Source organism: Lysobacter alkalisoli (genome assembly GCF_006547045.1).
GTDB lineage: Bacteria > Pseudomonadota > Gammaproteobacteria > Xanthomonadales > Xanthomonadaceae > Marilutibacter > Marilutibacter alkalisoli.
This window is the reverse complement of record NZ_CP041242.1, coordinates 1-12,946: the sequence shown is the minus strand read 5'-3', so window position 1 is coordinate 12,946 and position 12,946 is coordinate 1. Positions and strand designations below refer to the sequence as shown.

General features: G+C 64.7%; 11 protein-coding genes. All 11 read right to left on the bottom strand.

Annotated features, from left to right (window positions below; genetic code table 11):
- Window positions 1-27 precede the first annotated feature (27 nt).
- Window positions 28-438, bottom strand: a complete 411-nt coding sequence (locus FKV23_RS00055; protein WP_141622028.1) for an ExbD/TolR family protein — start codon at window positions 436-438, stop codon at window positions 28-30.
- Between the two features lie 12 nt (window positions 439-450).
- Entirely contained in the window at window positions 451-867 is a 417-nt protein-coding gene (locus FKV23_RS00050) for an ExbD/TolR family protein (protein ID WP_141622027.1), read from the bottom strand.
- Window positions 868-906: 39 nt separating this feature from the next.
- Window positions 907-1,659, bottom strand: a complete 753-nt coding sequence (locus FKV23_RS00045; protein WP_141622026.1) for a MotA/TolQ/ExbB proton channel family protein — start codon at window positions 1,657-1,659, stop codon at window positions 907-909.
- Window positions 1,660-1,786: 127 nt separating this feature from the next.
- Window positions 1,787-2,461 (bottom strand): energy transducer TonB, encoded by a 675-nt coding sequence (locus FKV23_RS00040; RefSeq protein WP_141622025.1) that lies wholly within the window; start codon window positions 2,459-2,461, stop codon window positions 1,787-1,789.
- A 155-nt stretch (window positions 2,462-2,616) separates the two neighbouring features.
- A complete protein-coding gene (locus FKV23_RS00035; RefSeq protein WP_141622024.1) occupies window positions 2,617-3,792 on the bottom strand; it encodes a tetratricopeptide repeat protein in 1,176 nt (391 codons plus the stop codon).
- A 189-nt stretch (window positions 3,793-3,981) separates the two neighbouring features.
- Entirely contained in the window at window positions 3,982-4,803 is an 822-nt protein-coding gene (locus FKV23_RS00030) for a M48 family metallopeptidase (RefSeq protein WP_141624945.1), read from the bottom strand.
- Between the two features lie 124 nt (window positions 4,804-4,927).
- Complete coding sequence (locus FKV23_RS00025) at window positions 4,928-5,746, bottom strand: CPBP family intramembrane glutamic endopeptidase (RefSeq protein WP_141622023.1); 819 nt, start codon at window positions 5,744-5,746, stop codon at window positions 4,928-4,930.
- A 19-nt stretch (window positions 5,747-5,765) separates the two neighbouring features.
- Entirely contained in the window at window positions 5,766-8,267 is a 2,502-nt protein-coding gene (gyrB, locus tag FKV23_RS00020; protein WP_141622022.1) for a DNA topoisomerase (ATP-hydrolyzing) subunit B, read from the bottom strand.
- Between the two features lie 145 nt (window positions 8,268-8,412).
- On the bottom strand, window positions 8,413-9,543 hold the full coding sequence (gene recF, locus FKV23_RS00015) for a DNA replication/repair protein RecF (RefSeq protein ID WP_141622021.1): 1,131 nt from the start codon (window positions 9,541-9,543) through the stop codon (window positions 8,413-8,415).
- A 554-nt stretch (window positions 9,544-10,097) separates the two neighbouring features.
- Entirely contained in the window at window positions 10,098-11,198 is a 1,101-nt protein-coding gene (dnaN, locus tag FKV23_RS00010; protein ID WP_141622020.1) for a DNA polymerase III subunit beta, read from the bottom strand.
- Window positions 11,199-11,478: 280 nt separating this feature from the next.
- Window positions 11,479-12,807 (bottom strand): chromosomal replication initiator protein DnaA, encoded by a 1,329-nt coding sequence (gene dnaA / locus FKV23_RS00005; RefSeq protein ID WP_141622019.1) that lies wholly within the window; start codon window positions 12,805-12,807, stop codon window positions 11,479-11,481.
- Between the last annotated feature and the right edge of the window lie 139 nt (window positions 12,808-12,946).

Sequence of the window (12,946 nt, the reverse complement as noted above, 5' to 3'; positions counted from 1 at the left end):
GACGGTAGGCGTCGATCGACTTCTACGTCACTTGTCGACGAAGCCGATTTTCTCCATATGCGCGTTCTTGGCCGCGGTCAGGACCTTGGCCAGGGTGCCATAGGCGGCATCCCCACTGGCATCGATCTCCAGGGTCGGCTGGTTGGTCGGGTCCTTCTGGACCTCGGCCAGCATCCGGCTCTGCAGTTCCGACATCGCTGCCGGTGAATCGTTCCAGTAGACCATGCCGCTGGTATCGATCCGCAGCCGGATCGGCGGCGGCGGATCGCTCTTGACCTGCGGCGGGTTCACGCTGCGCTGCGGCAGACTGATGTCGACCGGATAGCTGGCGATCGGTGCGGTCACCATGAAGATGATCAGCAGCACCAGCATCACGTCCACCAGGGGCGTGACGTTGATGTCGGCCATCGCACCCTTGCCACCACTAGCAAATGCCATTGCTGTTCTCCCTTAATTGCCGCGATCGGGGGTGGTGACGAAGCCGACCTTGCGCATGCCCTGGGCCTGCGCGGTCTTCACCACGTCATTGACGATGCGGTAGCGGGTGGTTTCGTCGGCACGCACGTTGACCTGCGGCTGAGGCGTCTTCTGCGCCTCGACCGAGAAGCGGCTTTCGAGCATGTCCGCGGTGACTTCCTCGTCGTTCCAGAACAACGTGCCGTCATCGAGCACGGCCACCGTGATCGGCGGAGTCGGCAGCGGTTCCTGCTTCTCTTCCAGGTTGGCCTTGGGCAACTCCACCTTGACTTTGTGCGTCATCAGGGGTGCGGTGATCATGAAGATGATGAGCAGCACCAGCATCACGTCCACCAGGGGAGTGACGTTGATGTCGGACATCGCACCGCCGCCGCCAGAACTGAAAGCCATGTTCGAACTCCAAAAATCGCGTGAGTGACGACGGTACCGTTAGCGCTTGCTGCCCGCCTCGCCGACGCGTGCGCCGGTGGCGAAGAAGTCGTGCAGGTCGTGCGCGAAGGTATCGAACTTGTTGTTCGTTACCCGGTTCATGCGGGTGAAGAAGTTGTAGCCCAGCACCGCCGGGATCGCGACGAACAGACCGATCGCGGTCATGATCAGGGCCTCGCCGACCGGGCCGGCGACGGCGTCGATCGAAGCGCTGCCGGTCATGCCGATGCGGATCAGGGCGTGGTAGATGCCCCACACGGTGCCGAGCAGGCCCACGAACGGCGCGGTCGCACCGACCGAGGCGAGCAGGGTCAGACCCGACTCCAGACCCATGCTTTCGCGGGTCACGGCCTGGCGCAGGGCGCGGTCGACGAACTCGGAGCGGTTCAGCGACTCGACCAGACGCGAACCTTCATGGCGCTGGTGGTGCGAAGCAGCCTGGGCAGCGTCGAGCGCGATCTTCGAGAACGGCTCGCTCTTGGGCTGCTCTTCCATGAAGCGGATCGCGTCTTGCGCGTTCGGGGTCTCCCAGAACGTGCTGATCACACGGTCCGTGCTCGCGCGCAGGCGCATGTTGCGGACGTAGTTGTAGATCATCCAGTAGATCGACATGACCGACATGACAACCAGAGTAATGAACACAACCCAGGCGGCCAGATCGAAGCTCTGGATCATGTGGCTGAAGCTCATCTGCTGGAGGGCTTCGGCGTTGGAGCCTCCGGCAGTGGCAGCGGTGGTGGTTTCCTGCAGCATGACGCTTACCTTTGAATGTCGTGGAAGGAACGAACTGTTGAAAACGAATCGTTACGGAAATGTGGAGCGTTTCTGTAAAGCGGGTTCTATGAAACGTATTGCCTGACTACCCGTCCTGCCGGCCCGATCAGCGCGGCGGGACGAAATCGACCGGGACACGCACCTTGCTGGCCACGGCCACGCCGCTGCGCATTTCCGGATTGAACCGCCACTTGCGTGCGGCGTCCATCGCCGCGCGGTCCAGGTTGCGGTTGCGGCTTGACTTCTCGACCGAGACATCAAGCACGTTGCCCTGCGCGTCGATGCTGATGATCAGCACCACGGTGCCACCGACGCCCTGACGCGCCTCGGTCGGCGGGTAGCGCGGCGGGTTCAACGCACGCGAGGAGGGGTCGACGCTGGAACCGATGCTCGTCGCCGGCGGTGGCGGCGAAGGCGGTGCCGGCGGCGGGGCCTGCGTGTCGACCGGACTCGGATCGTCGAACACCACCGGCGGATCCTCGGGCGGCGGCGGCAGCGGGCTCGGCTGCGGCGGCGCGATCTTCGGCGGCGGCTTCAGTTCCTTGGGCGGCTCCGGCGGCGGCGGCGGCGGTGGCGGCGGCGGCGGTGGCGGCTTGATGATGTTGACGAGGGTGACCTCTTCCTTCTCCTGCTTCGCCGGAGGCGGTGCCATCGGGGCCAGCAGCAGCAACAGGACTGCAACATGCACCGTGATGGCCATGGTCTGACCGGCAATCCGGGCCCAGTTCAGGCCTTCGTCGCGGTCGTCTTTGTGAACGTGATTTTCGAGGTCTTGCGTCATGCGCCGTCAGCTCGGGGAGATGTTTCCGCAACGTCTGACGCCGCGGGCGTTGATTACCTGGTCCAGGCAGCCGCATTCGCGACGCCCGAACCTCCTAGGTTATACCAAATAGGGCATTGGTTTCCAAGCGGAAGCCCTCAATTTTGCCCTGTCTGTCAGCCGCCCGGCAAGGCGGTGATCTGCCGGGCTTCCTCCGGGCGCTTGACGCCCTTGGACAAGGCCTGGCGTGCGGCTTCCTTCGCTTCCGGGATGCGATCCTCCTGCCACAGGATCTTGGCCAGGTTCAGATAAGTCTCTCCGCCCTCGTCCATCGGCGCGGCCTTCTGGTAGGCCGCGATGGCGGGGGCGATCTGATCGGAGAAGTAGTACGCCTGCGCCAGCGCGTGGTTGTTCTGGAAGTTGTTCTCGAGGATGCCCTGGTCGAGACCGTCCTTGATCACGCGAGCCGCTTCTGCTTCCTTGCCATCCATGTTGAGGTAGGAGGCATAGAGCTGACGGTAGTCGCGATCCTCGGTCAGCTGCCCGGCCGCCCGCAGCTTTTCCAGCACCTCGGCGGCCTTGCCGAAGTTCTCGCCCTGCAGATAGGTCGCGGCAAGATTCATCTGCGAGCGCTTGTCGTCGGGAGTGTTGGCGGCGACCTTCTCGGCCAGGGCTTCGGCCTTGTCGGTCTGCCCGGTCTCGAAGTAGGTTGCCATCAGCAGCTGCTGCCAATCGTTGCGCGGCTCGTCGGTTGAGGCGATCGCCTGCTCGAGCACGGCCGCGGCCTCGGCGTAGCGATCCAGCCGGTACAGCGCATTGCCCTTGATCACCAGCTGTTCGGGCTTGGCGCTCTTGGTTTCGGCGAACAGGCGATCGAGGGTGGCGACCGACTTGTCGTACTGCTCTTCCTGCAACTGCAGCTGTGCCAGCATGTACATCGCGCCGTAATGGCCGTTGTTGTCCAGGCCGTTGTATTCGATCGCCTTCTCCAGATAGCGCATCGTGGTGTCGAAGTCGTCTTCGTTGTAGGCGCTCTGTGCGGCGATCTGCGCGGCGAACGCGCGGTCGTACTCGTTGGCCTTTTCGTCGGCCATGATCTCTTCCGCCATCACGATGGCTTCAGCGTACTTGTCGCCCTCGTAGGCCTTGATCATCTTCTGCAGCCGGGAGGACATCTTCGCCGAAGCCCGGGTGCCGGGTTCCTGGCGGCTCGCCTCCGGGTACTCGGCCACGGACGTGCTGGCCTGACCTCGCCGCTGCGCATTGGCGTCGGTGGAAACGCTGCCAAGGGCGAGCGCCACGCCCATCGCGGCGGCAAGCAGGGTGAGATGGCGGGGAGAAGATGCGTTCATCGAATCACCTTTCTGATTTCTGCGGCCCGTGGGGCCGGAGTCGGCAGGCCGAGACCTGCAGGGGGCGCCACGCTACCAGAAACGGATAGCCGAGGCATACAGGGTTGACCTTGTTGCAGAATCGTTGCAGGGGCAACGATTCTGCCGGGTGGAAATGGGGTCACGGTGATCCGTCGCCGTGATGGTGAGTCATCCGCAATGGGGTTGGCGCCCGGCGGCCCGGGCCTGCTGGTACGTCGGCATCAGGCTGTCGGCGCGCCTGCCAAGCTCCTGGATACGGGTCGAGGCGCTGGGGTGGGTCGACAGCCACTGCGGCGGCTGGCTGCCACCGGCGGTCTGCATGTTTCTCCACAGGTCGATCGCCTGGTGCGGGTCGTACCCGGCCCGGGCCATCAACCGCTGACCGACGACGTCGGCCTCGGTTTCCTGGGTCCGGTTGTTCGGCAGCAGCAGACCGGCCTGGGCCGCGACGCCGCCGGCCTGGGTGGCGGTATTGGCCGCGGCATCGCCGTACCGGGCGCCGACCAGTGCGCCAAGCACGCCCAGTCCGGCCTGGGCGCCCATTTGCCGGGTCACCCGTTCATTGTGGTGTTGGGAAATCACATGGCCGATCTCATGGGCGAGCACTGCAGCAAGCTGGTCCTGGTTCCTGGCAACCTTGAAGATGCCGGTATGTACGCCGACCTTGCCGCCGGGCAGGGCAAAGGCATTGGGGGAGTCATCGTCGAACAGGGCGACCTCCCAGCCCGCCTGCTGCCCTTGTGGCAATTCGCGGGTCAGCGAGTCGACCACGCAGCGTACATAACGGGTCCGGGCGGCGTCGGTGCTGACCTTGTTCTTCTGCTTGGCCTGCTGGAATGCCTGGGCACCCAGTTGCTGCAGTTGGGCATCGGACATGCCGCCGACCACCTGGGTACGCCCGGTGGGTGAGGTGGTGGTGGCGCAGGCAGCCAGCAGGACAGCGATGGCCAGGCCCGCCAGGGCGGCCTTGGCCGGCGTGGAGCGATTCATGCTGCTGTGGCCGGCCGGAATCATGGGTTTGGTCTTCATGCGGGCCTCCCCTCTGGAACAGAGTCGTTGTAGTCGATCGCGGATTAACGTTGCGTAATTGCAGCCACCGGCCCGGCAAGACCGTTCAGCCATGCCCGGACAGCAGCAGGGCACAGGCGAAGGCATTGTTGAGGGCATGTGCGCCGATCGCCGCCCAAAGGGTGCCGGTACGGCGGTAGACCCAGGCAAAGGTCGCGCCCATCGCCCCGTAGACCAGCCACAGCTGCAGCATCGCCGGCCAGGGATTGGTACTCATTCCCGGCAGCTCGTGGACAAGGGCGAAGGCGGCGCTGCTCAGCAGCAGGCCCAACCCGGGCCGCCCGGCCCGCCACAGGCGCCCGAACAACACCCGCCGGAACAGCAGTTCCTCGTAAAGCGGGGCCAGCAGCACGGTAAAGGCGATCAGGAACAACGGGCTTTCGTCGAAGGCCTTCTCGACCAGGGCGACGTTGGTCGGGACCGGCGTACTGCCCAGGCGATCGCCGATCCAGCCAATGCCGTAGCTCAGGGCCAGCACGGCCAAGCTGGTGATCAACATCCAGCCCCAGGTCGCCGGCCGGGCGAGCGCCGCGTGCGAGGCCGCGCGTTCGGCCCGCGTGGCGCGGGCACGCAGGAAGTAGAACAGCACGGCTGTCGGCAGCATCGCCAACAGGGTGATCCAGACCAGGACGATGCCGTCCGGAGGTGGTACCTGTTTGACCAGTTCGGCAAACCGGTCCAGGTCGCCAGCAGCGGCGGACAGTGCGCTCCAGACCACCCATGCCGCCCCCAGCAGGGCACTGAGCACGATCGCCGTCGCCAGCACGGCGATCAGGTCGATGACGAAACCGAGCACCGCCGGCCCGAGTGGGCGAACCGGCAACGGCGGCGGCATGGTGGGCGCGGTCGCGCCCTGCGTATCCATGCGGAACCCGGAACCGGACTCAGATGTCGAGGTTGGCCACCTTCAGCGCGTTGTCCTCGATGAAGGCGCGGCGCGGATCGACCACGTCGCCCATCAGGGTACTGAAGATCTGGTCGGCGGCGACCGCGTCCTCGATCCGCACCTGCAACAGGCGGCGGGTCTCAGGATTGACCGTGGTTTCCCACAACTGCTCGGGGTTCATCTCGCCCAGGCCCTTGAAGCGCTGGATCTGGCGACCCTTCTTGGCCTCGTCCATCAGCCAGGCCTGGGCCTGGGCGAAGCTGGCTATCGGCTGTTCGCGATTGCCGCGGATGATCTTCGCGCCTTCGCGGATCAGGCCATGCAAGTGGTCGGCAGCCTCGCGCAAGGGGCGCAGTTCGCCGCCTTCGAATGCAGCCAACGGCAGTACCTGGGTCAGGGTCTGACCCATGTGGCTGCGTTCGATGATCAGGGCGGCGGGATGGCCATCGGTGGCCGCCTGCATGTCCAGGGAATAGCGCGGCTGGCCGAGACCGGTGCGGTTGAGACGGGCAGCCAGTGCGTCGAGCTCGGCACGCTCGTCGGTGTTCTCGGTCAGATGGGCGCTGTCGAGGGGGGTGAAGTCGATCAGCGCTTCCAGCACGCGCGGGTCGAAACGATGACCGTTGCGGGCGATCACCTCGCGGGCCGAGGCGTAGACGAGCAGCAATTTCTCCAACGCCGATCCGGTGATCGGCGGTTCGCCCTCGGCCGGCATCAGGCTGGCGTTCTCGACCGCGTGGTTGGCGAGGTAGGCGTCGAGCGCCGCGTCGTCCTTCAGGTACAGCTCGGTCTTGCCCTGCTTGATCTTGTACAACGGCGGCAGGCCGATGTAGATGTGGCCGCGCTCGATCAGCTCCGGCATCTGCCGGTAGAAGAAGGTCAGCAGCAGGGTACGGATGTGGCTGCCGTCGACGTCGGCGTCGGTCATCAGAATGATGCGGTGGTAGCGCAGCTTGTCCGGGTTGTATTCGTCCTTGCCGATACCGGTGCCCAGGGCGGTGATCAGGGTGCCGACCTCGGCCGAACCCAGCATGCGGTCGAAGCGTGCGCGCTCGACGTTGAGAATCTTGCCCTTGAGCGGCAGGATCGCCTGGGTACGGCGGTTGCGTCCCTGCTTGGCCGAGCCGCCGGCGGAGTCGCCCTCGACGATGAACAGCTCGGACAGGGCCGGATCCTTTTCCTGACAGTCGGCCAGCTTGCCTGGCAGGCCGGCGATGTCGAGCGCGCCCTTGCGCCGGGTCAGGTCGCGGGCCTTGCGCGCGGCCTCGCGGGCACGCGCGGCATCGACCACCTTTTCGCAGATGGCGCGGGCCTCCTGGGGGTGTTCCTGGAGGAACTCCTCCAAACGTGCACCGAACGTGCTCTCAACGACCGGCCTGACGTCCGAACTGACCAGTTTTTCCTTGGTCTGCGACGAAAAGCTCGGATCCGGCACCTTGACCGACAGCACCGCGATCATGCCTTCACGCATGTCGTCGCCCGACAAGTTGACCTTGGCCTGTTTGGCGATCCCGTTCTGTTCGATGTAATTGGACAGGGTGCGGGTAAGGGCGGCGCGGAAGCCGATCAGGTGGGTGCCGCCGTCCTTCTGCGGGATGTTGTTGGTGAAGCAGAACATCGTTTCCTGGTAGGCGTCGGTCCACTGGATCGCGACGTCGACCGTGATGTCGTTCATCTCACCTGTAACTGAGATGACATTCGGGTGCAGCGGGGTCTTGAGCTGGGCCAGATGTTCGACGAAAGAGCGGATGCCGCCCTCGTACTGGAATACGTCGCGCTTGCCCTCGCCCCCGCTCTGGGACGCACGCTCGTCGACGAGGGTGATCTTGACCCCCGAGTTCAGGAACGACAACTCGCGCAGGCGTTTGGCGAGAATGTCGTAGTGGAATTCGGTGTCGGTGAAGATATCCGCCGCCGGCTTGAAGCGCAGGGTGGTGCCGCGCTTGTCGGTCGCCTCCAGCTGCTTGAGCGGATACAGCGGCTCGCCGAGCGCGTATTCCTGCTGGTAGTGGTGGCCATCGCGCCAGATGTCCAGCCACAGGTGCTCGGACAGGGCATTGACCACCGAGACGCCAACGCCATGCAGGCCGCCGGAAACCTTGTAGCTGTTGTCGTCGAACTTGCCGCCGGCATGGAGGACGGTGAGGATGACTTCCGCCGCCGAGCGGCCTTCTTCCTTGTGGATGTCGACCGGCACGCCGCGGCCGTTGTCCGACACCGAGACCGAACCGTCGTCGTGGATGATGACGATGATGTCGTCGGCATGGCCGGCCAGGGCCTCGTCGACCGAGTTATCGACCACCTCGAACACCATGTGGTGCAGGCCGGTGCCATCGTGGACGTCGCCAATGTACATGCCCGGGCGCTTGCGCACGGCTTCCAGGCCACGCAGCACGGTGATGCGGCTGGAATCGTAGGCTTGCTGGGGGGCCTGATCGGCGGATGAGGTGGCGGGGTCCTGGACGGACTCGGACTTGGGGTCGTGCTCGGATGGGGTCATTGCGGCGACAGGCTCCGGCGACGCCGCCACAGGGGCGTGGAAGCGTCTGGACGCATTGATCTAAGGATAGTGGCCGAGTATAGCAGCCGGGAGCGGTCGGCCGGCCGTCACGCAGCATTCGGGGCAGGCCTTTGATACCGGCCCTTCAGCTACCTGCGACGGGGTCTGGAAATCCTGATGCAGCCGCCTCGACTCGGCCATGTTCCACGTGGAACACCGTGGTGGATGCCGCGACATCGTGCAATCCCGGCGGTGGCTCGGTGCCGGTGATAAAGACCTGAGCCTGGCTGTCGACCAGCTGTTCCAGCACCCGCGCCTGGTGTTGTCGGTCCAGCTCGGAACCCAGATCGTCCAGGGCGATCACCGGCCAATGCCCGCGGGCCGCGGCATGATGGCCGGCCTGGGTCAGGGTGGCCGCCAGTGCGGTCAACTTGGCCTGGCCACGAGACAGGGCCTCGCGGCCCGGCAGGTGGGGGAACAGGATCCGCCAATCGGCCCGGTGCGGCCCGACCGAGGTGTGCCCGCTTTGCAGGTCGCGGTCACGGGCCAGCAGCAACGCGTCGGCCAGTGGCAGGGTTTCGCGGCGCCAGCCTGGCTGATATTCCATCGAGACCTCGCCCAAAGCCGGTGCGAGGCCTGCCAGCAAGGGCGTCAGGCGGGTCTGTAACGCCTCAAGATAAAGCTGCCGGCGACGGCTGATCGGCTCACCCGCTTCAGCCAGCTCCCACTCCCACGCGTCGAGGCCATCGCCGACCCGGCCGCTCTTGAGCAGGGCGTTGCGCTGCTTGAGGGCGCGGGAGTAGCGTCGCCACAGCGGCAGGAAATCGTGTTCCACGTGGAACAGGCCCCAATCGAGGTAGCGCCGACGGGTTTCGGCAGCCCCCGTCACCAGGGCATGACTGCCCGGTTCGAAACTGACCACCGCCAGAGCCGCACAGAGATCCCCCAACTGGTTGACGTCCTGGCCATCGAGCCGTCCGCTCCAGTCCTGTCCGCTATGGCGCAGCCCGGCCTTGTGCATGCGATTGCCTGGCACGACGGCATGCGGTTCCTGCCATTCGACAAACACCTCCAGCGCGTCGGCGCCGGCCTGCAACAAGCCATCGCGGACCCGGCCCCGGAAGCTGCGGCCGTATGCCATCAGGTGCATGGCTTCGAGCAAGGAAGTCTTGCCGGCTCCGTTCTCGCCGGTGATCAAATTGATGCCGGGGGCCGGTGCCAGGCTGACCTCATCGAAACGGCGGAAACGGCGGAGGTCGAGGCGGGTGATCTGCATCGGGGAAGCTTAAAGGGCAGGGGGCGCTACTGGGTATCGCCGAAGGCAAGGATCTTCCGTTCGGGAACGGGCAGGCTCTACGAAATGCACGGAGGGGGTTTGCGGCACGCACCGGTAGCCCTATTCGCGATGCGTTCCGCCTCGTTCGGGGGATTCGTCACCGATTCGCCCGACCGCGCAGTCCACATCGTGTGCCGGCCCAGTCACACAATCCGATGGGCCGCAGAACCCGCAACCACTGCTTGCTGGCACATTGGCGATGTCAGGAAAGACGGAAACTCAAAACAGGCCCATTCACGAGGCCTGCAGACGGCGAAAGAGGGCAATAGACGCTGAACACCTCGACCGGACTTGAGAGTAGCGACATCGTCAAACGGACTGAGCCGTCTTTCACTGCCCGGCGATACCTTCCGGCCAGATCTCTCTACCGCGCCAACAAGGCGAACAAAACAAACGCCCGGCCGAAGCCGGGCGTCTTGATGTTCCACGTGGAACAGGACTGGAAGTGTCCCGGCACGGGGGCCGCTTCTGCATGGAAGCCTGCGAACGAAGACTCACAACCGCAACGGCATCACCACATGGCGGCTTCGCTCATTGCTGGCCTCACGCACCAGCGCGGATGAGTTGGCATCGCGCAGGGCGAGAATCACCTGGTCATCGCGCAGTGCAGTCAGCGCATCAAGCAGGTAGTTGACGTTGAAGCCGACCGCGAGGTCGTCCACCTTGGTCTCGGCTTCGACTTCTTCCTGTGCCTCTTCCTGCTCCGGGTTGTGGGCACTGATCTTGAGCTGACCGGGCGAAACTTCGATACGGACGCCACGGTACTTCTCGTTCGACAGGATCGCGGCGCGTTGCAGCGAAGCACGCAGAACCTCGCGGTCGATCCGGACCTCGCGATCGGCACCAATCGGGATCACCGCTTCATAGTCCGGGAAGCGGCCATCAATCAGTTTGCTGGTGAAGGTCACATCGTCGCGCTTGATCCGGATATGGCCGCGGCCCATCTCGATCTCGACCTCGCGGTCGCCGCCTTCGAGCAGGCGCTGCAGTTCGGTGACACCCTTGCGTGGGACGATGATCTGGCGCTTGGTTCCGTTGCCACCGTCCAGTTCGGCCTCGCACAGGGCCAGGCGGTGGCCGTCGGTCGCCACGCAGCGCAGGCTGCCTTCGCGCAGATCGAACAACAAGCCGTTGAGGTAATAGCGCACGTCCTGCTGGGCCATCGCGAACGCGGTGCGCTCGATCAGTTCCTTCAGCGAGGCCTCCGGGACCCGGACCCGCTCGGTCGCCTCGACCTCATCGATGGCCGGAAAGTCGTTGGCCGGCAGGCTGGCGAGGGTAAAGCGCGAACGCCCGGCCTGGACCGCGATCTTTTCCGCGCTCTGGCTGACCGTGACCGAACTGCCGTCGGGCAGTGCACGGACGATGTCGAACAGCTTTCGCGCCGGAATGGTGGTCTCGCCATCCTCGCTGCCGTCGACCGCGATACGCGACACCATTTCGACTTCGAGGTCGGTACCGGTCAGCGACAGCTGCCCATCCTTGACCTGTACCAGCAGATTGGCCAGCACCGGCAGGGTCTGACGTCGTTCGACCACGTTGACGACCTGCGCCAACGGCTTAAGAAAAACTTCGCGCTGCAGGCTGAAACGCATGCTCAACCGCTCCCCTATGCCCAAGACAAAAGATTGGATAAATCAAAATCGTGGTGGTGGTGGTGTCGCCGAAACCCCGGGAAAACCACCCTAACATCTTGTTCTAAAACAAAAATTCTTCCTGCTGAACTGCTGTGGAACCGGGCTGACAAACGGGTACAAGCTGTGGACAAGTTTTGCCTCCTGATCGCGCGTCCGGGTTGTCCACAACTTATACGCATGCGGTCCAGAGTATTCCCTTGCCCGTTCAGTTTGTACCGGTGCTGCTCACTTTCCAGGCCTATTCGCTGAGCTTGCGGATCAGCTTGTCCCAGTCTTCCCGCAGTTTGCCGTCCGTCTCCATCAGGGTGCGGATCTGCCGGCAGGCATGCAGCACCGTGGTGTGGTCGCGGCCGGCGAAGGCGTCGCCGATTTCCGGCAGGCTGTGCTCGGTCAGCTCCTTGGTCAACGCCATGGCCATCTGGCGCGGCCGGGCCAGCGAGCGGGTCCGCCGTTTCGACAACAAATCCTTGATTTGCAGGCCGTAGTAGTCTGCCACGGTCTTCTGGATGTTGGGGATGCCGATGGCCTGCTGCTGCGCGCGCAGCAGATCGCGCAACGTCTCCTGAGCGAACTCGACGGTGATCGCGCGCCCGGTGAAGTTGGCTCGCGCGGTCAGGGTGTTGAGCGCGCCCTCGAGGTCGCGCACGTTGCTGCGCATCTTCTTGGCCAGCAGGAAGGCTACGTCCTCGGGAATCTGCACGCCGCGTTCGGTGGCCTTGCTCAGCACGATCTGGGCCCGGGTCTCGAAGTCCGGCGGCTCGATCGCCACGCTCAGCCCCCAGGCCAGACGCGACTTCAGACGCGGCTCCAGGCCCTCGACCTCGCGCGGGTAGCGGTCGCAGGTCAGGATGATCTGCTGCTTGCCGTCGAACAGCGCATTGAAGGTGTGGAAGAACTCCTCCTGGGTGCGGTCCTTGCCGGCGAAGAACTGGATGTCGTCGATCAGCAGTGCATCGACCTGCTGGAACTGGCGCTTGAACGCGTCCATGGTCTTGTCCTGCAATGACTTCATCATCGCGCTGAAGAACTGCTCGCTGCGCAGGTACAGCACCCGGAAGCCGGGTTTGTTGGTGCGCATCGCGTTGCCGGCGGCGAACATCAGGTGGGTCTTGCCCAGACCGGTGCCGCCATACAGCAGCAACGGGTTGTGGGCGCGATCGCCGGGTTTGAGTGCGGCCTGCCAGGCGGCGGCGCGGCCAAGCTGGTTGCTGCGCCCTTCGACGAAGTTGTCGAAGGTGTAGTGGTTGTCGAGGTGGCCGTTGAACGGAGCGGCACTGACGGCCGGGGGTGCGGCCACGACGGGCCGGTTGATCGTCAGCGGCGCCGGCTCGCGCGGTAGCGAACCGACCTCGAGGCTGACCTCGGCGCTGCCGGCAAAGTGGCCGAGCAATTCGCGGATGCGTGCGAGGTAGCGTTCGCGAACGTGTTCGACGACGAAAGCATTGGGTGCGTAGAGCACGGTGACCTGGTCGCGGCGGGAAGCCTGCAGCGGTTTGAGCCAGGTGTGGACGTCCTCGGGCGGGAATTCGGCTTCGAGGCGTTCGAGGCAGCGGGGCCAGGCGTCCATAGAATCTGCGTGTGTATTCCTGTGATGCGGCGCAGGCGATGCGACGCAAGTGGTTCAAAGCAAACCGTTCAGAGCAAGTTGCCCGAAAGAGGGCGCCCTGCGCGATGCGAATGGGCATCGCGCGCACGGAGCGGCGGGG

What these genes read in the sequence shown, in the direction of transcription:
- FKV23_RS00055 (WP_141622028.1), bottom strand. Translation starts at nt 438, where the DNA reads ATGGCATTTGCTAGTGGTGGCAAGGGTGCGATGGCCGACATCAACGTC.
- FKV23_RS00050 (WP_141622027.1), bottom strand. Translation starts at nt 867, where the DNA reads ATGGCTTTCAGTTCTGGCGGCGGCGGTGCGATGTCCGACATCAACGTC.
- FKV23_RS00045 (WP_141622026.1), bottom strand. Translation starts at nt 1,659, where the DNA reads ATGCTGCAGGAAACCACCACCGCTGCCACTGCCGGAGGCTCCAACGCC.
- FKV23_RS00040 (WP_141622025.1), bottom strand. Translation starts at nt 2,461, where the DNA reads ATGACGCAAGACCTCGAAAATCACGTTCACAAAGACGACCGCGACGAA.
- FKV23_RS00035 (WP_141622024.1), bottom strand. Translation starts at nt 3,792, where the DNA reads ATGAACGCATCTTCTCCCCGCCATCTCACCCTGCTTGCCGCCGCGATG.
- FKV23_RS00030 (WP_141624945.1), bottom strand. Translation starts at nt 4,803, where the DNA reads ATGAATCGCTCCACGCCGGCCAAGGCCGCCCTGGCGGGCCTGGCCATC.
- FKV23_RS00025 (WP_141622023.1), bottom strand. Translation starts at nt 5,746, where the DNA reads ATGGATACGCAGGGCGCGACCGCGCCCACCATGCCGCCGCCGTTGCCG.
- gyrB (WP_141622022.1), bottom strand. Translation starts at nt 8,267, where the DNA reads ATGACCCCATCCGAGCACGACCCCAAGTCCGAGTCCGTCCAGGACCCC.
- recF (WP_141622021.1), bottom strand. Translation starts at nt 9,543, where the DNA reads ATGCAGATCACCCGCCTCGACCTCCGCCGTTTCCGCCGTTTCGATGAG.
- dnaN (WP_141622020.1), bottom strand. Translation starts at nt 11,198, where the DNA reads ATGCGTTTCAGCCTGCAGCGCGAAGTTTTTCTTAAGCCGTTGGCGCAG.
- dnaA (WP_141622019.1), bottom strand. Translation starts at nt 12,807, where the DNA reads ATGGACGCCTGGCCCCGCTGCCTCGAACGCCTCGAAGCCGAATTCCCG.